The organism is Achromobacter sp. FW305-C-28, from assembly GCF_058783235.1.
The window spans coordinates 448190-474378 of the sequence record NZ_JBYSYL010000003.1 but is presented as its reverse complement, the minus strand read 5'-3'; the positions used below and the strand labels follow the sequence as shown (position 1 = coordinate 474378).

Annotated in this window: 20 protein-coding genes and 1 pseudogene; 11 read left to right on the top strand and 10 right to left on the bottom strand. The window is 65.8% G+C overall.

What is annotated here, in order from left to right; genetic code table 11:
- The first annotated feature begins 24 nt into the window (after positions 1 to 24).
- Positions 25 to 2121, top strand: a complete 2097-nt coding sequence (locus AC3WMR_RS11010) for a TerD family protein (RefSeq protein WP_492263118.1) — start codon at positions 25 to 27, stop codon at positions 2119 to 2121.
- A gap of 49 nt (positions 2122 to 2170) precedes the next feature.
- Here the strand turns inward: AC3WMR_RS11010 and AC3WMR_RS11005 are convergent, their stop codons facing one another.
- On the bottom strand, positions 2171 to 3736 hold the full coding sequence (locus tag AC3WMR_RS11005; RefSeq protein WP_492263117.1) for an amino acid permease: 1566 nt from the start codon (positions 3734 to 3736) through the stop codon (positions 2171 to 2173).
- Between the two features lie 288 nt (positions 3737 to 4024).
- A complete protein-coding gene (locus AC3WMR_RS11000; protein WP_492263116.1) occupies positions 4025 to 5524 on the bottom strand; it encodes an AMP nucleosidase in 1500 nt (499 codons plus the stop codon).
- 306 nt (positions 5525 to 5830) lie between these two features.
- On the opposite strand from AC3WMR_RS11000, the gene AC3WMR_RS10995 reads away from it, so the two are divergent.
- The 3 genes from AC3WMR_RS10995 (at position 5831) to AC3WMR_RS10985 (ending at position 9349) form a co-directional block, all read left to right on the top strand.
- Entirely contained in the window at positions 5831 to 6208 is a 378-nt protein-coding gene (locus AC3WMR_RS10995) for a hypothetical protein (protein ID WP_492263115.1), read from the top strand.
- A gap of 58 nt (positions 6209 to 6266) precedes the next feature.
- Positions 6267 to 8429, top strand: a complete 2163-nt coding sequence (locus tag AC3WMR_RS10990; protein ID WP_492263114.1) for a TonB-dependent receptor — start codon at positions 6267 to 6269, stop codon at positions 8427 to 8429.
- Between the two features lie 323 nt (positions 8430 to 8752).
- A complete protein-coding gene (locus tag AC3WMR_RS10985; RefSeq protein WP_492263113.1) occupies positions 8753 to 9349 on the top strand; it encodes a C40 family peptidase in 597 nt (198 codons plus the stop codon).
- 47 nt (positions 9350 to 9396) lie between these two features.
- Here AC3WMR_RS10985 and AC3WMR_RS10980 read toward each other — a convergent pair whose 3' ends face one another.
- Entirely contained in the window at positions 9397 to 10167 is a 771-nt protein-coding gene (locus AC3WMR_RS10980; protein ID WP_492263112.1) for an SDR family oxidoreductase, read from the bottom strand.
- A 416-nt stretch (positions 10168 to 10583) separates the two neighbouring features.
- Between AC3WMR_RS10980 and AC3WMR_RS10975 the strand changes: the two are divergent.
- The 4 genes and pseudogenes from AC3WMR_RS10975 to AC3WMR_RS10960 all read left to right on the top strand — a co-directional run.
- Positions 10584 to 11012 (top strand): annotated as a pseudogene (locus AC3WMR_RS10975) (c-type cytochrome); the annotation flags it as partial.
- Between the two features lie 119 nt (positions 11013 to 11131).
- Positions 11132 to 11764: a guanylate kinase gene (gmk, locus tag AC3WMR_RS10970; protein WP_025136481.1), complete on the top strand. Its 633-nt coding sequence runs from the start codon at positions 11132 to 11134 to the stop codon at positions 11762 to 11764.
- 46 nt (positions 11765 to 11810) lie between these two features.
- On the top strand, positions 11811 to 12014 hold the full coding sequence (gene rpoZ, locus AC3WMR_RS10965; protein WP_006219679.1) for a DNA-directed RNA polymerase subunit omega: 204 nt from the start codon (positions 11811 to 11813) through the stop codon (positions 12012 to 12014).
- Positions 12015 to 12036: 22 nt separating this feature from the next.
- Entirely contained in the window at positions 12037 to 14331 is a 2295-nt protein-coding gene (locus AC3WMR_RS10960; RefSeq protein WP_025136480.1) for a RelA/SpoT family protein, read from the top strand.
- Positions 14332 to 14423: 92 nt separating this feature from the next.
- On the opposite strand, the gene AC3WMR_RS10955 is transcribed toward AC3WMR_RS10960, so the two are convergent.
- The gene (locus AC3WMR_RS10955; protein WP_492263111.1) at positions 14424 to 15377 is read right to left on the bottom strand and encodes a GlxA family transcriptional regulator; all 954 of its coding nucleotides are present in this window, start codon (positions 15375 to 15377) and stop codon (positions 14424 to 14426) included.
- 147 nt (positions 15378 to 15524) lie between these two features.
- On the opposite strand from AC3WMR_RS10955, the gene AC3WMR_RS10950 reads away from it, so the two are divergent.
- Positions 15525 to 16130, top strand: a complete 606-nt coding sequence (locus AC3WMR_RS10950) for a cysteine hydrolase family protein (protein ID WP_492263110.1) — start codon at positions 15525 to 15527, stop codon at positions 16128 to 16130.
- Between the two features lie 63 nt (positions 16131 to 16193).
- On the opposite strand, the gene glnQ is transcribed toward AC3WMR_RS10950, so the two are convergent.
- The 3 genes from glnQ to glnH form a co-directional block, all read right to left on the bottom strand.
- A complete protein-coding gene (gene glnQ, locus AC3WMR_RS10945) occupies positions 16194 to 16922 on the bottom strand; it encodes a glutamine ABC transporter ATP-binding protein GlnQ (protein WP_492263109.1) in 729 nt (242 codons plus the stop codon).
- Positions 16919 to 17575 carry a glutamine ABC transporter permease GlnP gene (gene glnP, locus AC3WMR_RS10940; protein WP_025136478.1) on the bottom strand — a complete coding sequence of 219 codons (657 nt, stop codon included), beginning with the start codon at positions 17573 to 17575 and terminating at the stop codon, positions 16919 to 16921. Before glnP ends, glnQ begins: the two co-directional genes overlap by 4 nt.
- 159 nt (positions 17576 to 17734) lie before the next feature.
- A complete protein-coding gene (gene glnH / locus AC3WMR_RS10935) occupies positions 17735 to 18487 on the bottom strand; it encodes a glutamine ABC transporter substrate-binding protein GlnH (protein ID WP_025136477.1) in 753 nt (250 codons plus the stop codon).
- A gap of 164 nt (positions 18488 to 18651) precedes the next feature.
- On the opposite strand from glnH, the gene AC3WMR_RS10930 reads away from it, so the two are divergent.
- The gene (locus tag AC3WMR_RS10930; protein WP_492263108.1) at positions 18652 to 19713 is read left to right on the top strand and encodes a C45 family autoproteolytic acyltransferase/hydrolase; all 1062 of its coding nucleotides are present in this window, start codon (positions 18652 to 18654) and stop codon (positions 19711 to 19713) included.
- 75 nt (positions 19714 to 19788) lie between these two features.
- Here AC3WMR_RS10930 and AC3WMR_RS10925 read toward each other — a convergent pair whose 3' ends face one another.
- From AC3WMR_RS10925 to nudC, 3 genes are all read right to left on the bottom strand, one after another.
- The gene (locus tag AC3WMR_RS10925; protein WP_175193734.1) at positions 19789 to 23412 is read right to left on the bottom strand and encodes a hydantoinase B/oxoprolinase family protein; all 3624 of its coding nucleotides are present in this window, start codon (positions 23410 to 23412) and stop codon (positions 19789 to 19791) included.
- A gap of 81 nt (positions 23413 to 23493) precedes the next feature.
- Positions 23494 to 24003 (bottom strand): winged helix DNA-binding protein, encoded by a 510-nt coding sequence (locus AC3WMR_RS10920; protein WP_006388202.1) that lies wholly within the window; start codon positions 24001 to 24003, stop codon positions 23494 to 23496.
- 157 nt (positions 24004 to 24160) lie between these two features.
- On the bottom strand, positions 24161 to 24931 hold the full coding sequence (nudC, locus tag AC3WMR_RS10915; RefSeq protein ID WP_492263107.1) for an NAD(+) diphosphatase: 771 nt from the start codon (positions 24929 to 24931) through the stop codon (positions 24161 to 24163).
- Between the two features lie 281 nt (positions 24932 to 25212).
- Between nudC and AC3WMR_RS10910 the strand changes: the two genes are divergently transcribed.
- Positions 25213 to 26187 (top strand): TRAP transporter substrate-binding protein, encoded by a 975-nt coding sequence (locus AC3WMR_RS10910; protein ID WP_492263106.1) that lies wholly within the window; start codon positions 25213 to 25215, stop codon positions 26185 to 26187.
- Positions 26188 to 26189 lie beyond the last annotated feature (2 nt).

Below are 26189 nucleotides of genomic sequence, written 5' to 3'. Positions count from 1 at the left end.
GGCGTTTTCACGTGGACTTGCATCATGAATCCGATCTATCTGCGTCGCCGCTGCCGGCTCCTGCTGGGCAAGACACCTCCTGCCGGCAACGGGTCCGACACGCCGCCAGGCCCCGTGACCGCCGTCGAGCTGGCCGCCATCCAGGCGCAAGCCGAAGCGCTGGGCTACCTGTTGTCGGATGCGGTGTTGACTCGCCTGGCGGCGTGGCCGCGGCCGTCCGTGACGCTGGTCGGACGCCAACTGTTGAAGGTCCTGCGCGAAATGACGGGCGCGCATCGCCAGTACCGGCCGCTGTATCCGGATTTTCCGAAACAGGTACAGGACCTGAGCGATGCGCAGCGCTATCTGGATGCCATCACGCACTACGTGACCCTGCGCCGGATGCCCGGCGACGGCTCCGACCGCCCGCCGCTGTTCCATGGGCGCGAGCCGCAGATCATTGAATTGGGCGAGGCCTCCGAATGCGAAGCCATCTTCACCCAGCTGGCCGCGTCGGCCACCTCGCTGTCCGAGACGGATCGCAATGACCTGGCGTGGTACGTGAAGCAATATCGTGCGGACATCTTCCGTTTGATACCGGCGAAGATTCCGTTCAAAGAGACGCTTGCACTGGTCTGCGCCCACCTCATCCGGCACGTGCCGGGCCCCGCCACGGACGCCTTTCTGCATGACCGGCTGGACACCGCCACCGACGTGCTCCGCGTCGCGGTGGCCCTGGCGGACGGCGATGTGTCGCTTGCGTTGCCCACGCGCTTTGCCTCCCTTCCCCGCGCCCGGCGCAAGCAGTTGCTGGCGCTTGTAGAGCGGCACCCCAATGCAGCGCAGGACATGCCGCGCTGGAAAGAGCGCTGGAAGCGCCTGGGCGAAGTGTTGCACCCCGGCGAATACGCCGACCGCTTCCCGGCGACGGCCGCCGCCTTTGCCCAGCTGCGCAGCGGCCGCTCCCCGGCCACCTTCAACAGCGCAATCGAAACCTTGCTGGCCGCCGGCCAGACGGAGGACGCCGCCCAGCGCCTGGCCAGCCGTCCGGGCGAATTCGCGCGCCGGCTGGACCACCTGCTGCGTACCGCGGCAAACCCGCAGTCGGTACTGCAGGGCTTTGCCCATGTCGTCGATCAGGTGCCGACTCCGCTGCTGCTGCAGCTGCACACCCACGCGACGCACCGCGACGCGCCTGCCGCGCTGCGCTCGTTCTACCCCAAGGGCGAAGTGGCCAAGGTATTTGCGATGGCGGACGCCCGCGCGCCGCTGCCCGACGGATCGGCCGCGGCCCTTGGCGACCTGTGCCAGGCCACGCTACTGAAGCGGTTTGCCGCGCTGGCACCGCTGGGCGACTGCTATCTGGACCCGGCGCTGCGCGATCACGGGGTGCCCTTGGCTCAACGCGCCGCGTCGCGCAGCCTGCGCACGCTGGCGCGCGGCAGCAGCCTGCCCTTGCCCGACGCTGGCTTCGTCAGAATGTTCCTCTGGTGGAAGAACGGCCGGGGACGCGCCGATGTCGACCTGTCTGCGGCCATGTTCGGCGCCGACTTCGACTTCATCGACGCGCTGACCTACTACCGCCTTCAGAGCTACGGCGGCTATCACAGCGGCGATATCGTCGATGCGCCGGAGGGCGCGGCTGAATTCATCGACCTGGACTTGGAACGCCTGCGCGGCCGCGGCGTACGCTTCGTCGTCATGGTGCTCAATAGCTACACGGGCCAGCCGTATTGCGACCTGCCCGAGTGCTTCGCCGGATGGATGGCCCGCCATGACGTGAATTCGGGCGAACCCTTCGAACCGCGCACGGTCATGGATCGGGTCGACCTGGCGTCCAATACGATGATCAGCCTGCCGCTGGCGCTGGACCTGCACGCCGGGCGTGTACGCTGGATGGATGTCGCGCTGCGCGAACAGCCCCGGCTGAACAATGTGGCCAACAACCTGTCCGGCGTCTCGCTGATGCTGCGCGCGTTGATGACGCGCCCCCAACCCGACCTGCATACGCTGTTCACGCTGCATGCGCAGGCGCGCGGCCGGATCGTGGACGACCCGCAGGCAGCGCGAACTGTCTTTGGCGTGGACGGGGGAATCACCCCTTTCGACACCGACCGTATCCGCGCGGAATTTCTCGTATAGCGCGCTCGCGCTTCGTCAGCGCGGCGCCGCCTTTATGTCGCGCCTTGACTCAGGCGTTGCGGCCAGAGACTTCACCCGTCGCCGGTTCCCCCCGCAACGCCGAATCCAGGTACGCGCTGCGCGCCCGGGCGTCCGGGAAGGTCATGTCTTTGTAGCTCACGAAGCGCGAGCCCTTGGCCAGTCGGTAGCCCAGCCAGATCAGCAGGAACAGCGGAATACCGATGTACGTGGCGGCGACGCCGCCCCAGTCGATGCGCTGCTCGAGGAAAGCCTGGTAGTTCTGGCCCAGCGTGATGATCAGGCACAGCGCGAACGCGAAGATCGGGCCGAATGGGAAGAACGGCGACACATAGGGCAGATCGGCCAGGTTGCGGCCCTGCTTGACGTAGCCGCGGCGGAATCGGTAGTGGCTGATGGCAATGCCCAGCCAGGCAATGAAGCCCGTCATGCCCGAGGTATTGAGCAGCCAGATGTAGACGGCCTTGGGGCTGAACACGAACGTGAAAAAGCACAGCGCCGCCACCACCGTGGTGGCCACCAGCGCCCACAGCGGCACGCCCGACCGCGACACGCGGCCGAACACGGCCGGCGCCTTGCCGTCGCGCGCCAGGCTGTAGAGCATGCGGGTCGCCGCGTACATGCCGGAATTGCCGGCCGACAGCACCGAGGTCAGCACCACCGCGTTCATGATCGAGGCTGCGGCCAACAAGCCCGCGCGCTCGAAGATCAGGGCAAACGGGCTGACGCTGATGTCGGTGACTTCGTTGCGCAGCAGATGCGGATCGGTGTAGGGAATCAGCAGGCCGATCACCAGGATCGCCGCCACATAGAACAGCAGAATGCGCCAGAACACCTGGCGCACGGCGCGCGGCAGGTTCTTGGCGGGGTCTTTCGATTCACCGGCGGCAATGCCGATGAGTTCGGTGCCCTGGAACGAGAAGCCCACCACCATGGCCACGCCGATCAGCGCCGCGAAACCGCCCGCGAAAGGCGCGTCGCCCACCGTCCAGTTGGCCACGCCGCCGCTTTCGCCGCCACGGATGATGCCCAGCAGCATCATCACGCCCATCGCCACGAAGGCCAGTACCGCCACCACCTTGATCAGGGCGAACCAGAATTCCGCTTCACCGAACCCGCGGGCCGACAAGGCGTTCAGGCCGAAGGTGATCGCCAGGAACAGCGCGCTCCAGTACACCCCGGGCACGTCCGGAAACCAGTACGCCATCACCAGCTGCGCGGCCACCAGGTCCACGGCCACCGTAACCGCCCAGTTGTACCAATAGTTCCAACCCAGCGCGAAGCCGAAGCCCTCTTCCACGTAGCGCGCGCCGTAGGTCGAGAACGAGCCGGACACCGGCATGCTGGCGGCCAGTTCGCCCAGGCTGGTCATCAGGAAATAGACCATCACGCCGATCAGCACGTAGCCCAGCAGCGCGCCGCCGGGGCCGGCCTGCGCGATGGTGGCGCCCGAGGCCACGAACAGGCCCGTGCCGATGGAGCCGCCCACCGCGATCATCGTCAGGTGGCGCGACGACAAGGTGCGGCGCAATTCGGACCGCGCGAGTGTCGCCGCCTGGCCGCCGCTGCGGCGCGAGTCGTGTTCCGATAATGCCAAAGTCGTGTTCCTTCAGAGCGAAAAGACCCCGCCGGCCGGGGGGCAGGGGCTGCGGGTTTTCCCGGCAACGGCGGAGCATAGCGCAACTGCCCCCAGTCGGCGAAATCCCCAGGGAAATATCACTGCAGAAGTTCATTGCACCTGAGATTTGGTTCAATGACGTTCACGGGCCGCCCGGGGCGGCTTCGGTGTTCTCCGGCCTGTTATTGACTTGCCTGGCACGTCGCCATCGATCTTTCTGGCCGTCAGCGTCACGGTGAAAAACTCGAAATCGCAGCGCCAAGGCGGCTATTGGAACGCCGTTTCCATGAAGGTGCGCAGCTTGCGCGAATGCAGCCGCTCGGGCGGCATGTCGCGCAGTCGTTCCAGCGCCCGGATACCGATTTCCAGATGCTGGTTGACCTGCCGGCGATAGAAGGCGCTGGCCATGCCCGGCAGCTTCAACTCGCCATGCAGCGGCTTGTCGGACACGCACAGCAACGTGCCGTAAGGCACGCGGAAGCGGAAACCGTTGGCCGCGATGGTGGCCGATTCCATGTCCAGCGCAATGGCGCGTGACTGCGCGAAGCGCTCGACCAGTTCGACGTGATCGCGCAGTTCCCAGTTGCGGTTGTCGATGGTGGCGACCGTGCCGGTGCGCATGATGCGTTTGAGGTCCCAGCCGGACAGGCCCGCGACTTCCTCCACTGCCTGCTCCAGCGCCACCTGCACTTCGGCCAGGGCCGGCACCGGTACCCAGGTCGGCAGATCGGCATCCAGCACGTGGTCTTCGCGCACATAGCCGTGGGCCAGCACGTAATCGCCCAGCCGCTGCGAATCGCGCAGGCCCGCGCAATGGCCCAGCATCAGCCAGGCATGCGGACGCAGCACGGCGATGTGGTCGGTGATGGTCTTGGCGTTGGATGGCCCCACGCCGATGTTGACCAGCGTGATGCCGGAATGGTCGCCGCGCACCAGGTGGTAGGCCGGCATCTGCGGCAGCCGCTGGCCCTGGCCTTCGTCGGCCGGAGACGATTCGCCGCGCCGGGTGATGCGGTTGCCGGGTTCGACCAGCATCTCGTAGTCTTCGTTGCCGCTGGCCATCAGGGCGCGGGCCCGGGCGCAGAACTCGTCGACGTAGAACTGGTAGTTGGTGAACAGCACGAAATTCTGGAAGTGGCCCGGCGCCGTGGCGGTGTAGTGCTGCAGGCGGTGCAGCGAGTAGTCCACCCGCTGCGCCGTGAAGGGCGCCAGCGGCTTGGGTTCGCCTTCCTTGCCGCGCCACGAACCGTTGACGATCGCGTCATCGGTGACGGCCAGATCGGGCACGTCGAACAGGTCTCGCAAGGGGCGCTTGAGCGCTTCCAGGTGCTCGCCTTCGACATAGGCGCCTTCCGGGAAGGCGAAATGCAGCGGGATCGGGGAATCGGACTCGCCCACCTCGACCGCCACGCGGTGGTTCTGCAGCAATTGGCCCACCTGTTCGATCAGGTAGTCGCGAAACAGGGCCGGCTGGGTGACGGTGGTCTGGTAGATGCCGGGTTCGGCCACGTGGCCGTAGGACAGGCGGGTATCGATCGGGTCGTAGGTTTCGACGAGGATGCGGATGGCCGGGTAGTACGCGCGGGCCCGTTCGCGGCCATTGCCGGGGCCCTTCAGGACTTCACGGAACGCCGACCGCAGGAAGGCCGTGTTGCGCGCGTAGATTTCCACCAGCCGGTCGACCGCCGCCACCGCGTCATGGTAGGGCTCGAAAGGAATCGCCTCGGGCCGGTTCATGGAGGACAGGGGGTGTACTGCGTTCATCATTGAGCTTTACTCCGCTTTCTTATCTATCTTGTTTTAAGCGGCCGCTCTCGGCAATCAAGCCGGAAGAGGCCGATGCCGACGATTATGCACGACCCCGGGGCCGTATGAAGTGTCATATTCGCGCGCGTCTCGATGCGTGGTCACCGCGGCCGGCATCGCCAGCACAATAGAAACAATATATCATTCCGTTTTTCTGTTTTTCACGACCTGGCTGAGCAGCCTGCCTCGCCGTCTTCGCACTCCTGATTCATGCCCCCGGCCCTGCGTCCCTGCCTACGCCGCCCGCACGACATCGCCCGATGGGCGATGCTGTCGTGGCTATGCGCCTGCCTGCTGCTGGCGCCGCTGGGCGGCTTGCGTCACGTGCTGTCGCACCTGGGCGGCGGCCCGGCGCCGGTTCACGGCAGCCTGTCGCTGGCAAGCCTGGACCTTGCCCTCGCCGGCTCGGCCATCGAGCAGGCACCCGGTTCGACCTTCGGGCCCGACGACGCGCACAGCGCCGACAATCTCGGCCACTGCGACCTCTGCCATATCTGGGACCTGCTGGACGCCACCCTGCCCGCGTCATTCCCATTCATTGCCGGTGCGGCCCCGCGCATCGCCCCGGCTCCGTCCACGCCCGGCGGCGCCACGGTGGCCGCCGGCAGCTGGTTCCAATCCCGCGCGCCGCCCGCCGCGGCTTGAAATCCCGTACGCCCGATTTCAACCGCCGCCTCCTTGGCCGGCCTCCAGGATTGCCACCATGCCTTTTGCTGCCTCCCCGGCAGGGACGCGCTTGTCCCTGCGCGCCCTCAATGTTTCGCCGTTGACCGCTGCGTCATCAGCCCGTTCCTTGCGCGCCCGATCTTCATCGGCCCGCGCCCCGCTCGCGCTGACCCCGCTCGCCCTCGCCTGCCTGCTCGCCCTGCCTCACGCCGCCCTCGCCCAGGCCGCCCCGGACACCACCACGCTGTCTCCCGTCGTCATCACCGCCAACCCCCTGGGCAGCGAAGCGCTGGCCTCGCCGTCCACCATCGTGCAGGGCCTGGACCTGGACCTGCGGCGCGGCTCGAACCTGGGCGAAACGCTGAGTGGCCTGCCCGGCGTATCCACCACCACCTACGGTCCGATGGTCGGCCGCCCCATCATCCGCGGCCTGGATGGCGACCGCATCCGCCTCCTGAACAACGGCGTCGGGTCCCTGGACGCCTCGTCGCTGTCGTTCGACCATGCCGTGCCGCAAGACCCGCTGTCGACCAATCGCATCGAGATCCTGCGCGGCCCGGCCGCCCTGCTCTACGGCGGCAACGCCATCGGCGGCGTCGTCAACACCATCGACAATCGCATTCCCACCGAACCCATCGACGGCATCCACGGTGACGTGGCCGGCAGCTACGGCGGCGCCAACAACGACCGCAATGGCGCCGTGCAAGTCGAAGGCGGCGACGGCACCTTCGCCATCCACGCCGACGCCTTCAGCCGCAAGACGGGCGACCTGCGCATTCCCGGCTACGCGCGTTCGTCGCAGCAACGCGCCATCGACGACCCCGATCGCGACCAGCCGCGCGGCAAACTGCCCAACAGCGACGGCCAGGCCAGCGGCGGCGCACTGGGCATGTCCTGGACGAGCGACCGCGGCTATGCCGGCCTGTCCTATAGCGGCTACGACTCCGACTACGGCTCGGTTGCCGAACCGGACGTACGCATCAAGATGCACCAGGAACGCTTCGGCTTCGCCAGCGAGCTGCGCGACCTGGACGGCCTGTTCACCAGCGTCAAATTCAACTTCGCCTACACCGACTACCAGCACAAGGAAATCGAAGACGGAGAAACGGGCACCATCTTCAAGAACCGCGGCTACGAGGCCCGCATCGAGGCGCGCCACGCCGACATCGGCCCGCTGCACGGCGTCGTGGGCCTGCAATTGGGCCAGACGCGTTTCTCGGCGCTGGGCGACGAAGCCCTGGTGCCCACCACGGACACCGACTCGGCCGCCGTGTTCGCGCTTGAGGAATGGAAACTGAACGACCGCCTGACGCTGAGCGCCGGGGCCCGTGCCGACCACACCCGCCTGAACCCGTCAGCCAGCGGTAACGAACGCTTTGACGGCGCCGGCCGCAGCAGCTTCACGGCCGGCAGCTTCTCGCTGGGCGGCATCTACAAGCTGGACAGCGCCTGGTCGGTGGCCGCCAACACCGCCTACACCGAACGCGCGCCGACGTTCTACGAGCTGTACGCCAACGGCCCGCACGAAGCCACGGGCCAATACCTGGTGGGCGACCAGGGCCTGGGCAAGGAACGCGCCTGGTCCGGCGACCTGTCGCTGCGCTACAAGAAGGATGCCGACAAGGCGAGCATCGGCGTGTTCTACAGCCGCTTCTCCAACTACCTTGCTGAAATCAATACCGGCCGCTATCGCAATGACGATGGCGACGTGGTGGCGGCCGGCGACGACGGCGCGCTGCCCGAAGCCCGCTACCAGGGCGTGTCCGCCCGCCTGTACGGCCTGGAAGCCGAAAGCAGCACCCGTGTGCTGCAACGCAATGGCCACAAGCTGGACCTGGGCCTGTCGGGCGACTACACGGTGGCGCGCAACGACGACACCGGCCGCTCGCTGCCACGCATCCCGCCGCTGCGCCTGCGCGTGGCGCTGGATTACGGCTACGGCGCCTACAACGCCGGCGTCAGCGTATCCAAGGCCTTCGCCCAGCACAGCCGCCCTGACAACGACACCGCCACCCCCGGCTACTACAGCCTGGATGCCAACGCCGGCTACCGCTTCAAGGTCGCGGCGGTCCAGTGGCAGGCCTATGTTCGCGGCATCAACCTGACCAACCAGACCATCCGCTACGCCACTTCTGTCCTGCGCGACGTCGCCCCCGAGGGCGGCCGCGCGGTCATGGTCGGGCTGCGCGGCAGTTTCTGACGAGCCAGGTCTGGCACGGATCGGGCGACGCGTCCGCCCGATCCGCGCGCGACAACCCGTCAACCCTGTTTTCGACGGCTGGCCGTTACCTTTTTCCGACCGGGCAACGTAACGGCCGCCCCACCAGAATGCTGCATTGCACTACAAATGTAATGAAACTTTATTCCATTACAATACCGTGGCAGTCAGTGGGGCCTAAGGCCTGCCAACACCGCAAAAACACCGCGCTCGTGTTGGCAGACCCTAGGCTCACCTGCCTCCTTTCCGCCGGCTTGCCCCCACGGCAAAGCCATGCCGCCTACTCCGATTCTTGAAGTGACGTAATGACGCCGCCCACGCGAAAAGCACGATTTGCCTCGTTCCGCATTCCCGCCTTCCTGTCCGCCCCCCTGCTGGCCCTGACGTTCTCCTGGTTACCTGGCGCTGCCCAGGCTTCCCTGCCTTCCGCCGACGCCGCCCGTGGCTCGTTGTCCGGCCTGAGCCTGGCGCACGAACCCACCGTCCCCACCCTGCGCGAACGTGTCGTGCAGGCCGGCCTGGCCGCCATCGGCACGCCCTACAGCTGGGGCGGCGACGATGCCGCCGAAGGCTTCGACTGCAGCGGCCTGGTGCTGTTCGTGTACCGCGAAATCGCGGGCCTGGAACTGCCCCGCACTGCCCGCCAACAGCGCAGCCATGGCGACACGGTGTCCAACAAGCAGCAGCTCAAGCCCGGCGACCTGGTGTTCTTCGCCACCCGCGGCCGCGGCACCACCTCGCACGTGGGCATCTACATCGGCCAGAACAAGTTCGTGCACGCCCCGCGCCGCGGCGCCAAGGTCCGCGTGGACGAAATGAAAAACCCGTACTGGTCCAAGCGCTACGTCGGCGCGCGCAGCTACATCGACATGGCTCAGGGCCAGATGGTCGCTGGCCGATAAAAAAAGCGCCCAAAGGGCGCTTTTTTGCTGCCGCACAAGGTGGCTGCCTAGCCACGCCCCACGAATGGCATGTTGGTGGCCATGATGGTCATGAATTGCACGTTGGCTTCCAGCGGCAGGCGAGCCATGGCGGCGACGGCCTGGGCGACGTGGGCGACGTCCATGCGCGGTTCGACCTTGGTACTGCCGTCGGCCTGCAGGATGCCCGCGGCCATGCGCTCGGTCATCTCGGTGGCGGCATTGCCGATGTCGATCTGGCCGCAAGCGATGTGATACGGGCGGCAATCGAGCGAAATCGACTTGGTCAGGCCCGTCACGGCGTGCTTGGTGGCCGTGTAGGCGATCGAGAACGGACGCGGCGCGTGCGCCGAGATCGAGCCGTTGTTGATGATGCGGCCGCCCTGCGGCGTCTGCGCCTTCATGACGCGGATCGCGGCCTGGGCGCACAGGAACATGCCGGTCAGGTTGGTGTCGACCACCTCGCGCCACAGCGCCACGGGTAGCTCTTCGATCGGCATCGCGGGCGCGCCTCGCCCGGCATTGTTGAACAACACGTCCAGCCGGCCGTATTCGCGTTGCGCGGCATCGAACAGCTCGCGCACCGCCTGCTCGTCGGACACATCGGTCGGCACGACCAACGCCCTGACGCCGTCTTCGCCCGCCGCCGTGCGGGTAGCCTCGAGCGGTTCGCGCCGACGACCCGCCAACACCACGCGATAACCCTGCGCCAGAAACTCCAGCGCCACCGCGCGGCCTATGCCGGTGCCAGCGCCCGTGACCAGGGCAACGCGCGGGGGGTCGATCTCGTTCGAGTGCATGGGATTCTCCTTGTTATCGATCGGCGAAATGCTACCCGAATCGATCTGGCCATGCTGCAAGCGAACGTTCCATCGTTCCCTGTCGGACGCCCTGGCCACGCAAGCAAATGAAACGGCGCGCGCCACATCAATCACGATGCGATGCCCTGATCTGTCACAACCTTTTATATAATTTCTGGAAATTAGCTTATTACTCAAAATCAATAACTGGACGAAGACCTCCTCCATGCCTTTACGGCCCCTGTCTTCATGGCCCCAATCATTGCGGCCCCTGCCTGTCAGTTCGCAGCCGTTTCTTCTACGGTCCTGTACGGTCGCTCGCTAGGCGGGCGCGCTGGCCCTGGGCGCCGCCTACCTGGCCGAGCAGCTCGAAGCCATGGCCAATGGCTCGCGCGGCAGCCCGGTAATGGCACCCGCCGGCCCAGAAGGCCGATTACGTGCGCGGCAGCGAGGTCTACGGGCAGTACTGCGCCGTCTGCCATGGCGACAAGGGCCAGGGCCAGAAGAACGGTACGCATTGGGTCTTCCCGGCGCTGTGGGGCCCGGATTCGTTCAACTGGGGCGCGGGCATGCATCAGATCGGCAACGCCGCCGGCTTCATCAAGGCGAACATGCCGCTGGGCCAGGCCGGCATGCTGAACGACCAGGAAGCCTGGGACGTGGCGTATTTCATGAACGCCCACGAACGCCCGCAGGACCCGCGCTATACCGAATCGGTTGCCAAGACCCGCGCCAAGTATCACGACTCGGACGACTCGCTGTACGGTCTGGAAATCAACGGCCACCTGCTGGGCAGCGACTCGCCCGCGCCGGGCGGCAAACTGGTGCAGGCGGCCGCCAAATAATCCTCGACAGATAATCGGCAGCGCGCCACGCAAAATCGCGCGGCGCGGCGGGTTTTCCCCCTGCCGCGTCGCGCGATTTGCTATCCTTCGGGTCTCAGCATCACACGCACGTCATATTCATGCACGCCAACCCCGGAAATGTCTTCATGGTCGTCGCACCCAGCGGCGCCGGCAAGTCCAGCCTGGTCAAGGCCTTGCTCTCGCAAGATCCCGCCATTCTCCTGTCCGTCTCCTGCACCACCCGCGCCCCGCGCCCTGGCGAAGAAGACGGCCGCGAATACCGCTTCATCGGCGCCGACGAATTCAAGCAGTTGCGCGAAGAACAGCGCCTTCTGGAATGGGCCGAAGTGCATGGCAATTTCTACGGCACCCCGCGTGATCCCATCGACGCCGCCACCCGCGAAGGCCGCGACGTCCTGCTTGAAATCGATTGGCAAGGCGCGCGCCAGGTGCGCCAGCGTTTTCCTGCCGCGATCGGCATTTTCGTGCTGCCGCCGTCCATCGAAGAACTCGAAAGCCGGCTCAAGGCGCGCGGCCAGGATGCCCCGCAAGTCATCGCGCGCCGCCTGATGGCCGCGGGGGGTGAAATCGCCCACGCGCCTGAATGCGAATATGTTATTATTAATCAAGAATTTAGCGTAGCCTTGTCGGAACTGACTCAAATCGTCAGCGCCGCGCGGCTACGTTTTTCGTCTCAGGCCGCCCGCCACGCTGAATTGTTTGCGCAACTCGGCATCCCGGCCGCGCACTGAAACGAATCCGCATTCTCCCTATCCTCCATCAGCACCAGGTGTCCTAATGGCTCGCATTACCGTCGAAGACTGTCTGAATCAGATCCCCAACCGTTTCAAGCTCACGCTGGCCGCCACGTACCGCGCCCGCGAGCTGGCGCAAGGCCATGCCCCGCGCCTGGACAGCAAAGACAAGCCCACGGTCACTGCACTGCGCGAAATCGCGGGCGGCCTAACCGGCGTGGAAATGCTGCGTAAAGTTCCCACCTGATACTCTCCGGGGGGCGGCAAGCATGGCTTTTCCCGGGCTGAAGTACGCTTCATCTGGTCTGCTTGCCGCGCTACGTGCCGGTTCCCGTCTTGGGCGCCGCACGGGCAAGAAAGACAAGAATCCTTCCACGCCAGCCTCCGTCGCCGCGCAAGAAGCGGCTGACGCGACCGCCTCGCCGGTCGCTTCGCTGGCGCCGCTGACCGAAATCATCGGCAGCTATCTCGACAAGAAAGATGTAGAACGCGTTCGCGAAGCCTATCGCTTCGCCGACCAGGCACACCTGGGCCAGTTCCGCGCCAGCGGTTCGCCCTACATCTCGCACCCCATCGCCGTCACCGAAATCTGCGCAGGCTGGAAGCTCGACGTCAACGCGTTGTCCGCTGCCCTGCTGCATGACGTGATGGAAGACCAGGGCATCGCCAAGCACGAGCTGGCCGAAAAATTCGGCCCTGAAGTCGCCGAGCTGGTCGATGGCCTGTCCAAGCTCGACCGCCTGGACTTCGCCACCAAGGCCGAACAACAGGCCGAAAGTTTCCGCAAGATGCTGCTGGCGATGGCACGCGACGTGCGCGTCATTCTCATCAAGCTGGCCGACCGCCTGCACAACATGCGCACGCTGGACGCGGTCAACCCTGAAAAGCGGCGCCGCATCGCCCGCGAAACGCTGGACATCTACGCGCCCATCGCCCATCGGCTGGGCCTGAACCTGCTGTTCCGCGAACTGCAGGACCTGTGCTTTGCGGCCATGTACCCCAACCGCTACCAGGTGCTGTACAAGGCCGTGTTGGCCGCGCGCGGCAACCGCCGCGAGGTCATCGGCAAGATTGCCGATTCCGTGCGCGCCGCGCTGCCGGCCGCTGGCATCGAAGCCGAGGTCACCGGCCGCGAAAAGACGCTGTACGGCGTCTATCGCAAAATGGTCGACCAGAAAAAGTCCTTCTCCGACGTGCTCGACATCTATGGCTTCCGGGTCATCGTGCACACGCTGCCCGAATGCTATCTGGCGCTGGGCACGCTGCACCAGCTGTATCGCCCGGTGCCCGGCAAGTTCAAGGACTACATCGCGATTCCCAAGGTCAACGGCTACCAGTCGCTGCACACCACGCTGGTGGGCCCCTACGGCACGCCGGTGGAATTCCAGTTCCGCACCCGCGACATGCATCACGTGGCCGAAGAAGGCGTGGCCTCGCACTGGCTGTACAAGGGCGCCGACCTGACCCTGAACGACCTGCAAAAGCGCACCCACCAATGGTTGCAGTCGCTGCTGGACATTCAAAGCCAAACGGGCGATTCGGGCGAATTCCTCGAACACGTCAAAGTCGACCTGTTCCCCGACGCAGTCTATGTGTTCACCCCGCGTGGCAAGATCATCTCGCTGCCGCGTGGCGCGACGCCGGTGGACTTCGCCTACGCCATCCATACCGACATCGGCAACCAGGCCGTGGCGGCCAAGGTCAATGGCGAATTCGTGCCGCTGCGCACCGAGCTGAACAGCGGCGACACCGTCGAAATCGTCACCTCGCCCGCGTCGCGTCCCAACGCCCAATGGCTGAACTACGTGCGCACCGGCCGCGCGCGTTCCGAAATCCGCCACTACCTGCGCACGGTCAAGTACGAAGAATCCGTGGCCTTCGGCGAGCGTCTGCTGGGCCAGGCTCTGCAAGAACTGCACATGCCGCTGCCGGCCACCGACGATCCGGCCTGGCAGAAACTGGCGCGCAGCACCGGCGCCAGTTCGCGCGAGGAAATCCTGGCCGACATTGGGCTGGGCAAACGCCTGGCCGCCGTGGTGGCGCGGCGTTTCGCCCCCGAGCATCAATTGGTGGCCACCACCGCGGCCGCGGTGGACGAACTGACCTCGGCCCGCAGCGCGCCCATCCTGATTCAGGGCAACGAAGGCCAGGCGGTGCAGCTGGCACCCTGCTGCGGCCCCCTGCCCGGCGACCCGATCATCGCCGGCATGCGCATGGGCCACGGCCTGGTGGTGCATACCGCCGACTGCCCGGTGGCCATGCGCCAGCGGCTGCGCGAACCCGAACGCTGGATCAACGTGGCGTGGGATACCCACACCGCCAAGCACCTGGCAACCCGCCTGGACATCGTCACCCGCAACGAACGCGGCGTGCTGGGGCGGCTGGCGGCGGAAGTCACCGCAGCCGACGCCAACATCATGCACGTCACGATGCACGACGACGCGGTATCCACGGTATCCCTGCACCTGACCATCCAGGTCGACAGCCGCAAGCACCTGGCTCAGGTCATCCGCGCCATCCGCCACGTGCCGCAAGTGCAGAAGATCGTCCGCGTGAAAGGCTGACGCACACCGGCGCGGGTGAGGCAACCCGCGCCGGTTCTCTCCCCCCCACATTGAATTGCCCACTGGCTACCGCGTGAGTGTGTCGCCCTTGTTCAGGCGCGCCTGAATTGCTTGCGATACGCGCTGGGCGACACCGAGAACGCGGCCGCGAAATGCTGCCGTAGCGACGCCGCCGACCCCACCCCCACCATGCCCGCGATGCGGTCGATGCCATGGTCGCTGGTTTCCAGCAGGCGTTGCGCCGACGCCAGCCGGTGGTTCAGCAGCCACTGCGACACCGTGGCGCCGGTCTGCGCCTTGAAGTGGCGGGTGAAATTGCGGCGGCTCATCTTCGCGCGGTCGGCCAGTTGGTCCAGGCACAAGGGTTCCTGCAAGTGTTCGATGGCCCAATCCAGCGTAGCGCGCAGCCGGTCGCCGCCTTCGGCCTTGTCCGGCAGCGGCTGCTCGATGTATTGCGCCTGGCCGCCCTGGCGCTGCGGCGCCACCACCATGCGGCGCGCGACCCGGTTGGCGATGTCGGCGCCATGATCGCGGCGCAGGAGGTGCAGGCAACAGTCGATGGCCGCCGCGGTGCCGGCAGACGTCAGGATGTCGCCATCGTCCACGTACAGCACGTCCTGGTCCAGCTCGACGCGGGGATAGCGCGCCACGAAATCGGCGGCCCAGACCCAATGGGTGGCGGCGCGGCGGCCATCCAGCATCCCGGCTTCGGCCAGCACGAAGGTGCCCAGGCACAGCCCCGCCATCCGTGCGCCACGCGCATGCGCCGCCCGCAGGGCATCCAGCAGGACTTCAGGCGGACGTTCATCAGGATCGCGCCAGGCCGGTACGATCACCGTGTCGGCCTGCGCCAGCACCGACAGATCATGCGGCACCTCGATGTCGAAGCCGGACATCGTGCTGACCCTGCCCGCCTTCTCGCCACAGACCAGCAGGCGGTAGCGCGGCGCGCCCAGCCGCGCCAGGTCGTCACCGAACACCATGCAAGGCACGGAAAGGTGAAAGGGACTGATGCCGTCAAAGGCCACCACGGCCACGGTATGCATGGAGCAAGACTCGCGAAAGACTCGAATGGCCCAATCCTAGCGCATATTGGCTTTCGGGCCACTTCTACCCACAAGGCCCGCGCCGGATACTGAACGCCTTTTCTGCCCGGCTTCAAGAGCCTGGCTACTTTCCCTAGGAGGCACAGCATGAATCACCCCACCATTCGCACCCTGGCCGGCGCCACGCCGCCCCAATCCCTGGCACCCGCCACCACGGCACTGCTGGTGATCGATTTCCAGGAAGAATATTTCAGCGGCCGCCTGCCGATTCCGGACGGGCTGCGCGCCCTGCGCAATGCGCGCCGGCTGGTCGACCACGCCGACCAGGCGGGCATGGCCGTGATTCATGTGCAGCACGTATTGCCGGCGGGCAGCCCGCTATTCGAGGACGGTGCCAGCGCAGCATTCCACGCCGAACTGCAACCGGGCGCCGGGCACACAGTGGTGCGCAAGACGGCGGTGAGCGCCTTCCCGGGCACGGACCTGGATAGCCGCCTGAAGGCGGCCGGCATCGATACGGTGGTGATCGCGGGCCTGATGACGCACGCCTGCGTGGCAGGCGCCGCCCGCGACGCGGTGCCGCTGGGCTACCAGGTGATCGTGGCCGCAGACGCCTGCGCCACCCGCGACCTGGATACGCCCCATGGCGTCGTACCGCACACCGAATTGCACCGCGCGACGCTGGCCGCGCTGGCGGACACGTTCGGCGACATCATGACCACGGATGAAGTGGTGGCCTTGCCTGGCCGTTGAACCGGAAGCAAGCCAAGACGCGACAAACAGAAGCGCCGGACAAGGTCCGGCGCTTCTGCCCCTTCAGGCCACGTGCTGAAGAAAGTCTTTCAGGCGCTGGCTGGGCGGATTGTCCAGCAGCTCGGCCGGCGGGCCGTCGTGCGCGATCTTGCCTGCGTCGATGAAGATCAGGCGGCTGCCGACCTTGCGCGCGAACTCCATTTCGTGGGTTACCACGACCATGGTCATGCCTTCTTCGGCCAGGTCGCGCATGACCTTGAGCACCTCGTGGCGCAGCTCGGGATCGAGCGCCGACGTGGGCTCGTCGAACAGCATCAGCTTGGGCTTGATGGCCAGCGCCCGCGCGATGGCCACGCGTTGCTGCTGGCCGCCCGACAATTCGCCCGGATAGTGGTTCATGCGTTCGGCCAGCCCGACCTTGGCCAGCAGTTGCTCGGCCAGTTCGCGGGCTTCGTCACGCGCCAGGCCGCGCGTGTGCACCGGGCCGAACATGACGTTCTGCAGCGCCGTCATCTGCGGGAACAAATTGAACTGCTGGAACACCATGCCGGCTTCGCGGCGGATCTCGCGCACCTGCGCGGCGTCGCCCAGCACGCTCAGGCCATCGACCAGCAAGTCGCCATCGTTGATGGTTTCGAGCACGTTGATACAGCGCAGGAAGGTGGACTTGCCGGACCCGGACGGGCCCACCACCACCACGACCTCGCCCGCATCGATATTGAGCGAGATGTCGTTGAGCACCATGGACTCGCCGAAGTGCTTGGTGACGTTATGAAATTCAACCATGCTCATAGTATGCGCATCCTCTTTTCAATCAGGTGCAGGACCAGCGCCATCGTGCCCGTCAGGATCAGGTAGACGATTGCAATCGCGGACCAGATCTCGACCGCGCGGAAGTTGGCGGCCATGATTTCCTGGCCTTGGCGAGTGAGTTCCGCGACGCCGATCACGATGAACAGCGACGAATCCTTAAGGCTGATGATGCACTGGTTGCCCAGCGGCGGAATCATGCGACGAAACGCCACCGGCCCGATGATGTGGAACAGGATCTTGTGAAACGGCAGGCCCATGGCCTGGCCGGCTTCTTTCAAGCCCTTGTGCACGGACAGCAGCGAGCCGCGCACGATTTCCGAGATATAGGCGCCGGAATTGATGATGAGCGTGACGATGGCCGCCCACTCGGCATCCACCCGGATATTGGCCAGCAGCGGCAAGGCGAAATAGATGAACATCACCTGCACCACGATCGGCGTGCCGCGGATGACCGCGACGTACACCTGCGCAATGCCCGACAGGATGGGATGCCCGTAGGCCCGCGTCACGCCGGATAGCGCGCCCAGCAGGAAGCCGCCGAACAGGCCCCAGAAGGTGATCTTGATGGTCATTTGCGTGCCCACCCACAGGTTGGGCAACGCCTCTGTCACTACGTTCCAGTCAAAATCCACAATTACCCCTTAATAGCGTGCAACCGCGCCGCGGCATGAAGCAAATGCCGGGCGGCAAACGGCTCGGGGCCGCCCGCCGGGACCCGGCGCCACCGAAGTGGCGCCCAGGCCCCAGACTGCCGGGCGGCCCCGAATGCAGAATCAATCAAGCTTGAACGATCAGGGCTTCTTGCCGAACCACTTCTCGTAGATGGCGTCGTACTGGCCGTTGGCCTTCAGGGTGGCCAGCGCCTTGTTCACCTGCGGCACGAGGTCGCTGCCCTTGGGGAAAGCGATGCCGTAGAAGTCGCCGCTCTTGAGCGAACCCACCACCTTGACGCGGCCCTTGCCCGCCGTGTTGGCGTAGTACTGGACGTTGGGCGTGTCGTGCACGGCGGCGTCGACGCGGCCGGTGGCCAGTTCGAGGTAGGCGTTATCGATGTTGGGGAACAGTTTCAGCTTGGCGTCCGGCACCTGGGCTTTCAGGTAGTCGACGGTGGCGGTGCCGGTCTTGACGGCAACGGTCTTGCCGGCCAGGGACTTGGCGTCCTTGATGTCGCTGTTCTTGTCGCTGACCAGGATGGCCAGACCGCTTTCGTAGTAGGGATCGGAGAAGTCGATGACCTTCTTGCGGTCGTCGCGGATCGTGATGCCGGCCAACGCGGCGTCGATGTTCTTGGTCTGCAGGCCCGGGATGATGCCGTTGAAGTCCATCGGCTGGAGCTTGTACTTCAGGTTCAGCTCTTTGGCGACGGCGGCCCACAGGTCGATGTCGAAACCGACGTAGGTATTGCCCTGCTTGAACTCGAACGGGACGAAGGCGGTATCGGTGGCCACCACCAATTCCTTGCCTTGGGCGTAAGCGCCGGAAGCGGCGCCGAACATGGCCATGGACAGGCCGACCAAGGCGGCGGCGACTTTGCGTTTAATCATGAAACTCTCCTCTTGGGGACCCATTGGTACCCGGGGTTGTAGTTGGGACATGATGCCGGTCACGCCGGGATCGCCGGAGCAACTTACGGCGAATCTTAACGCATCCGTCCCCACCGCAGAGAGCTTAGAAAAATTACAATCCGCATGACACCCGGAGAATCCCCATGCCCTACAAATATGTACGCATCGCCGGCAATCGCCGCCAGGTCGGCGTCGCCCTGGGCAAGCTCGCCCGGCCGCTGATGGCGGCCTACCTCGAGCAGAACGGCACGTGGGAAGCCCTGCGGCCCTGGCGCGGCCACCGTTACCTGGATCAGCTGGGCCAATTCGCGCGTGACGCCCTGCCGGCCATCTGGGAAGAACTGGAAGGCCTGGCCGAGGGGCTGCGCATGCCGCTGGCCGACGTGCTGCTCTGGAACTGCCGCGGCGACCTGCTGCACAGCAGCACCGGCGACGGCTGCACGTCAGTGGCCCTGAAGGCCGCGGACGGCACCCGCTGGATCGGCCACAACGAAGACGGCGACCCCTATCTGTATGGCCGCTGCCACCTGGTGGACGTGGCGCTGGAAGATGCGCCGGGTTATCTCAGCTTCTATTACCCCGGCTCGCTGCCCGGCCACACCTTTGCCGCCAACCGCGCAGGCCTGGTGCAGACCATCAACAACCTGCGCACGCGCCAGCGCCACCCGGGCGTGCCGCGCATGCTGCTGGCGCGGGCGGTGCTCGATTGCACCACGCTGGACGAGGCCATCGCGCTATTGCGCGACGCCCCGCGTTCGGGCGGTTTTCACCATACGCTGGGGTCGGCCGCCGACCCGCGCATCTTCAGCGCCGAGGTCGCGCCGGGCGGCGCCTCGTTCCTGGAAATCGGCACCCGCTACGGGCATGCCAACCACATGATCCACCAGGAAACCCGGGGCCAGGCGCAAATCATCACGAATTCCTCGCGCACCCGCCAGAACCGCATCGAAGGCACTGTGGATGGCTGGTCGCCGGCCACCGGCGGCGCCGAACTGCTGGCGGCGCTGCACGACGCCAGCGGCGACCTGCCCATCCTGCGCACCGCCAAAGACGATCCGGACGACGAAAACACCCTGGCCACCGCCATTTTCGAGATCCGCGACGACGAAGTGACCCTGCGGGTCTACGACCGCAAGGCGCGCGCCGATATCGCGCTGGACGTCATGACGGACCCCGACGACAAGAAAAAGCCCGATCCCGCATAAGCGGAACCGGGCTGTCGCGGCCCCTGTCGCGTTGGCGATACGGGCCGCGCTCGACGGTGGCGACCGTCCGCGGGATCAGGCTGCGCCGTAGCCGCCGCCCCCGGGCGTTTCCACCACGAACACGTCGCCCGGTTGCAACTGGGCGCTGTCCTGCGGACCCAGTTCCTCGATCGAGCCATCCAGCCGCTCGACGTAGTTGCGGCCCATGGCGGCGGGTTGTCCGCCCGCCAGGCCGAACGGCGCGAAACGGCGGTTGTTCGACAGGATGGCCGCGGTCATGTCTTCCAGGAAGCGGATGCGGCGCACGCCGCCGTCGCCGCCGCGATAGCGCCCCGCCCCGCCCGAGCCATGGCGGATCTCGTACGATTCCAACCGCACCGGGAAACGGAATTCCAGCACTTCGGGGTCCGTCAGGCGCGAGTTGGTCATGTGGGCCTGCACCACGGACGTGCCAGCAAAGCCTTCGTCGTGCGGACCCGCGGCGTCGATCTTCACCGGGCCCGCGCCCGTACCGCCCGAGATGGTCTCGTAGTACTGGTGGCGCGCGTTGCCGAAGGTGAAGTTGTTCATCGTGCCCTGGCTGGAGGCCAGCACGCCCAGCGCGCCGTACAGCGCGTTGACGATGCACATGGACGTTTCGACGTTGCCCGCCACCACGGAAGCCGGAGGGTTCGGACGCAGCATCGAGCCTTCTGGCAGGATGATGGACAGCGGCACCAGGCAACCGTCGTTCAGCGGGATGTCGTCGTTGACCAGGGTGCGGAACACATACAGCACCGCCGCCACGGCGATGGCACCCGGCGCGTTGAAGTTGTTGTCCAGTTGCGGCGACGTGCCGGTGAAGTCCACCACGGCGCTACGCGCCTGGTTGTCCACCCGCACCGCCACCCGGATCACCGCGCCGTTATCCAGCGGGTACTCGTAGCTGCCGTCCTTGAGCACCGAAATCACGCGGCGCACGGCCTCTTCGGCGTTGTCCTGCACGTGGCCCATGTAGGCCCGCACCACGTCCAGCCCGAAGTGGTCGCACATGCGCAGCAATTCCTGCACGCCCTTTTCGTTGGCGGCGATCTGCGCATGCATGTCGGCGATGTTCTGGTCGGGGTTGCGCGCCGGCCAGCGGCCCGAACCCAGGATATCGCGCGCCGCCTGTTCACGGAATTCACCGCCCTTGACCAGCTGGAAGTTCGTGAACAGCACGCCTTCGTCTTCCACCGTCTTGGAATCCGGCGGCATCGAGCCCGGCGTGGTGCCGCCGATGTCGGCGTGGTGGCCGCGCGAACCGACGTAGAACAGGATCTCGCTGCCCTTGCGGTCGAACACCGGGGTAATGACCGTGACGTCCGGCAAGTGGGTGCCGCCGTGGTACGGGTCGTTGACCACATAGGCGTCGCCCGGCTGCATGCGGCCGGCGTTGGCGTTCATGACCGTGCGCACCGATTCGCCCATGGACCCCAGGTGCACCGGCATGTGCGGTGCATTGGCGATCAGGCGCGCCTTGGCGTCGAAAATGGCGCACGAGAAATCCAGGCGTTCCTTGATGTTGACCGAGTACGCCGTGTTCTGCAGGCGGTAGCCCATCTGCTCGGCGATCGACATGAAGAGGTTGTTGAAGACCTCCAGCATCACCGGGTCGGCCTGGGTGCCGATGGCGCGGCGCTGCGGACGGGCCTCGACGCGGCGGATCACGAAGTGATCCTGCGCCGTCAGCTCGGCCTGCCAGCCGGGTTCGACGACCGTGGTCTGGTTGGGCTCTGAGATGATGGCGGGGCCCGCCACCACGTCGCCGCCCGCCATGTCTTCACGCACGTACAGGGGCGTGTCGCGCCAGGCGCCGCCGCTGTACATCCGCACCGTGCGGCGCGCGGCCAGCGCGCTGTCGCGGGTGCGCGACGCGGGCGTTTCGGTCACGCGTTCGCCGCCGCCCGTGGCTTCGACCGAAATGGTCTCGACCACCAGCTCGCGGTTGGGCATCAGGAAGGAATAACGCTGGCGATAGGCGGCCTCGAAATCGCGGCGTGCCTGTTCCAGGTCACCATAGGCGACTTCCAGCGCGGTATCCGTGCCGCGGTACTTCAGATGCAGGCGGCGCTGCACGCTGATGTCGCTGTCGGCGACGTGCTGACGGCGCAGTTCACCCACGGCCTGGCTGGCCAACGCGTCCAGTTCGCCTGCAAGTTCACGCATCAGGTCGGCATCGAGCACCTTTTCAACCGTTTTCTGGCGCATGTCGGTCTGGTCGGCCAGGCCCATGCCGTAGGCGGACAGCACGCCGCCCAGCGGATGCGCGAACACGGTGGTCATGCCCAGGGCGTCGGCCACCAGGCAGGCATGCTGCCCCCCCGCGCCGCCGAACACCGTCAAGGCGTATTCCGTAACGTCGTGGCCGCGCTGCACCGAGATGCGCTTGATGGCCTCGGCCATGTTGCCCACGGCGATTTCCAGGAAGCCTTCGGCCAGTTGCTCGGGCGACATGTCGCGCCCGGTGGCCGCGCGCACCTCGTCGGCCATGGCGGCAAAGCGTTGCGCCACGGCGTCGCGATCCAGCGGTTCGTTGGCCTCGGGGCCGAACACCTTGGGGAAGAAGTCCGGCTGGATCTTGCCCAGCAGCACGTTGCAGTCGGTCACGGCAAGCGGACCGCCGCGGCGGTAGCAGGCCGGGCCGGGGTTGGCGCCCGCCGAATCCGGGCCGACGCGCAGGCGCGCGCCGTCGAAATGCAGGATCGAGCCGCCGCCGGCCGCCACGGTATGGATGCTCATCATCGGGGCGCGCATGCGCACGCCGGCCACCTGGGTTTCGAACTCGCGTTCGAATTCGCCCGCGTAGTGCGAGACGTCGGTGGACGTGCCGCCCATGTCAAAGCCGATGATCTTGTCGAAGCCGGCCTGTTCGCTGGTGCGAACCATGCCGACGATGCCGCCGGCAGGACCCGACAGAATCGCGTCCTTGCCGCGGAAGCGATGCGCGTCGGTCAGGCCGCCGCTGGACTGCATGAACATCAGGCGGATGCCGGGCAATTCGCCGGCCACCTGGTCCACGTAGCGCTTGAGTATGGGCGACAGGTAGGCGTCGACCACGGTGGTGTCGCCACGCGAGACGTACTTGATCAGCGGACTGACCTCGTGCGAGGCCGACACCTGCGTAAAGCCCACTTCGCGGGCGATGCGGGCGGCGCGCTGCTCGTGCCCGGCGGCGTGCCAGGCGTGCATGAACACGATCGCCACGGCGCGGATGCCGCTGTCGAACGCGGCCTGCATGTCGCGGCGCAGGCCGGCTTCGTCCAGGTCGCGGATCACTTCGCCGTCGGCGGCGACGCGCTCGTCGGCCTCGACCACGCTTTCGTACAGCATTTCCGGCAGCACGACGTTGCGGTCGAACAGGCGCGGACGGTTCTGGTAGGCAATCCGCAAGCCATCACGGAAACCGCGGGTGGTGACCAGCAGCGTGCGTTCGCCCTTGCGTTCGAGCAAGGCGTTGGTGGCCACGGTGGTGCCCATCTTCACGCACTCGACCTGCTCGGTCGGCACCGGCTGCCCGGGCGCGATGCCCAGCAGCTTGCGGATGCCCGCCACGGCGGCGTCGCGGTACTGCTCGGGATTTTCCGACAGCATCTTCGCGGTGGTGGTCGAGCCATCGGGGCGGCGCGCCACGATGTCGGTGAAGGTGCCCCCACGATCAATCCAGAATTGCCACTTCATAAGTATCCTCGGGTACGGGAAGCCGCCGCGGCGCAGGCGTCACGGCGGGTTGCAGGTGCGGGGGCTGGCCCCGCGTATCGGTTATAGGGAGGTCGCCGCGCGTGCGGCCTGGTCGTACAGGCCGGACAGCGCGCGCAGGGTGTGCGCCAGCTGGCGGCTGAATTCCAGGCCGCCCCCGCCCGGCGCATCCAGACCGGCGGTGAGGCATTGCTCGCGGATTTCGCCGTAGCGCTTGATGATGGCCGCGCCTTCGGGCGTGACGCTGTAGAACACTTCCTTGCTGGCGCGCTCGCCCTTGACCACGCCCAGGCGGTCCAGCTTCTTGAGCGCGTAATTGACGATGTGCGTGTCTTCGACGTTGAGCGTGAAGCAGATGTCGGCCAGCTTCTTGGGACGCTGGCGGTGGAACACGTGGTGAAACACCATGACGTCGGTAGGGGTCAGGTCCGGCAGGCCTGCCGCCGCCATGCAGCGCACCGTCCAGCGGTCAAAGGCGTGGCTGGCGATCATCAGGCCGAATTCGACTTCGGACAGATCGGGCGCGCTGCCCCCGGCCAAGTGGGCCGACGAGGCAATCAACGTGGAGGTCATAGAGGCCAGGCTACAAGTTTATCTGTGCGAAATACTAATAATTTATCTATATTTCATCAATAAAAAATAAATCAGGGACGCAAAAAATCCCTCGTTTCGAGGGAATACCCTGAGAGGAAAGCGCAGTGCAGACGCGCTTTCCTGTCCTGCAAGCGCGCTACGGCGCGTCCCATCCGGCCGGCAAGTGCGCACGGATCAGCGAGCCGGCAATCGAGATGCGCGCCGCGATGTCAGGCATCGGGTCGCCCGGCCCGAACCAGCGCGCGTCGGCGATCTCGTCTTCCTGCACCCGGATGTCTCCGGACACGTAGTCGGCGGTGTAGGCCACCATCAGCGAATGCGGAAACGGCCAGGACTGGCTGCCGAAGTACTTCAGGTTGCCGACCTTCAGGCCCACTTCTTCGAAGACCTCGCGATGCACCGTCTGCTCGATGCTTTCGCCCGGCTCGACGAAGCCAGCCAGCGCCGTATAGCGCGACGCCGCGTTGGTGGTGTGACGGGCCAGCAGGATGCTGTCGCCCTTGCGGATCAGCACCATCATCGCGGGAGAAATGCGCGGATAGGCCGAAAAGCCGCAGGCCGGGCAACGCTGGCAGAACTCGCCGGCCACGCGCACCGTGGCGGTGCCGCAGGCGCCACAGAAACGGTGCGTGCGCGCCCATTCCGCGATCTGGTAGGCACGGCCGGCCAGCGCCATGCGTTCGTCGTCGAACACGCCAAACAGCGAGCGCAGCTTCTTGAAGGCAAAGCCGAGCGGGGGCTCGACGCCCGGCTCGACATGGATGGTGCGGGCCGGCGAATCCGGCGCGGCCCAGACCGGTTGCAGCCCCTCGGCCGCCACGCCCGCGCGGACACAGGCGTCCAGGTCGGGCAACACGCTGGACGCTTCTTCGACCAGCAACTCATCACGACGGAAAACGAAATTCACACAAGCCTCTGCGGCACGATTCGACGTTGGAATCTTAGAAGAAAAACAGACCTTGCGACGCGCTGCGGCATGACCGCGCCCGCAATGCTTGAATCTTCAATCATTGTGGCGCGGCCGGCCTAGGAATTACCCGTAAATGCGTGTTTACAGGAACTTTGTGACTGCACGGCAACATAGAATGGCACGGCTTTTCAGCAACGCGTCATAAGCGCTCGCTCTTTTTTCGCAATGCCTACCGGGCAAGCACCGACTTGCCACCATTCGCAAAGAAGGACCACCCCATGTTCAAGAAAATCTCGCTGCTGACCGGCAGCATCCTCCTGGCGTTCAGCGCGGGCGCACAGGCTCAAACCAAATGGGACCTGCCCAGCGCCTACCCGGCCAGCAACTTCCACGTCGAGAACCTGACCGGCTTCATCAAGGACGTGGACACGCTGTCCGAAGGCAAGCTGAAGATCACGCTGCACAACAACGCCTCGCTGTACAAGGCGCCGGAAATCAAGCGCGCCGTGCAAGGCAACCAGGCGCAGATCGGCGAGATTCTCCTGACCAACTTCGCCAACGAAGACCCGATCTACGAACTGGACGGCCTGCCCTTCCTGGCCACTGGCTACGACGCGTCCTTCAAGCTGTACCAGGCGCAGAAGCCGTTTCTTGAAAAGAAGCTGAACTCGCAGGGCATGACGCTGCTGTACGCCGTGGCATGGCCGCCCCAGGGCATCTTCGCCAACAAGGACATCAAGCAGATCAGCGACATGAAGGGCCTGAAGTGGCGCGCCTACAGCCCGGTGACGGCCAAGATCGCCGAACTGGTCGGCGCCCAGCCCGTGACCGTGCAGCAAGCCGAACTGGCACAGGCCCTGGCCACCGGCGTGATCGACTCGTACATGTCCTCGGCCTCGACCGGCTACGACACCAAAACGTACGAGTACATCAAGAAGTTCTACGACACCCAGGCCTGGCTGCCCAAGAATGCCGTGATCGTGAACAAGAAGGCCTTCGAGGCGCTGGACCCGGCCACGCAGGAAGCCCTGAAGAAGGCCGGTGCGCAGGCCGAGGAACGCGGCTGGAAGCTGTCGCAGGAAAAGAACAAGTGGTACCAGGAAGAGCTGGCCAAGAACGGCATGGAAACCATCAAGCCGACGGTCGAGCTCAAGGAAGGCCTGTCGGTCATCGGCAAGCGCATGCTTGACGACTGGCTCAAGAAGGCGGGCGCGGACGGCCAGGCCATGATCGACGCCTACAAGAAGCAGTAATC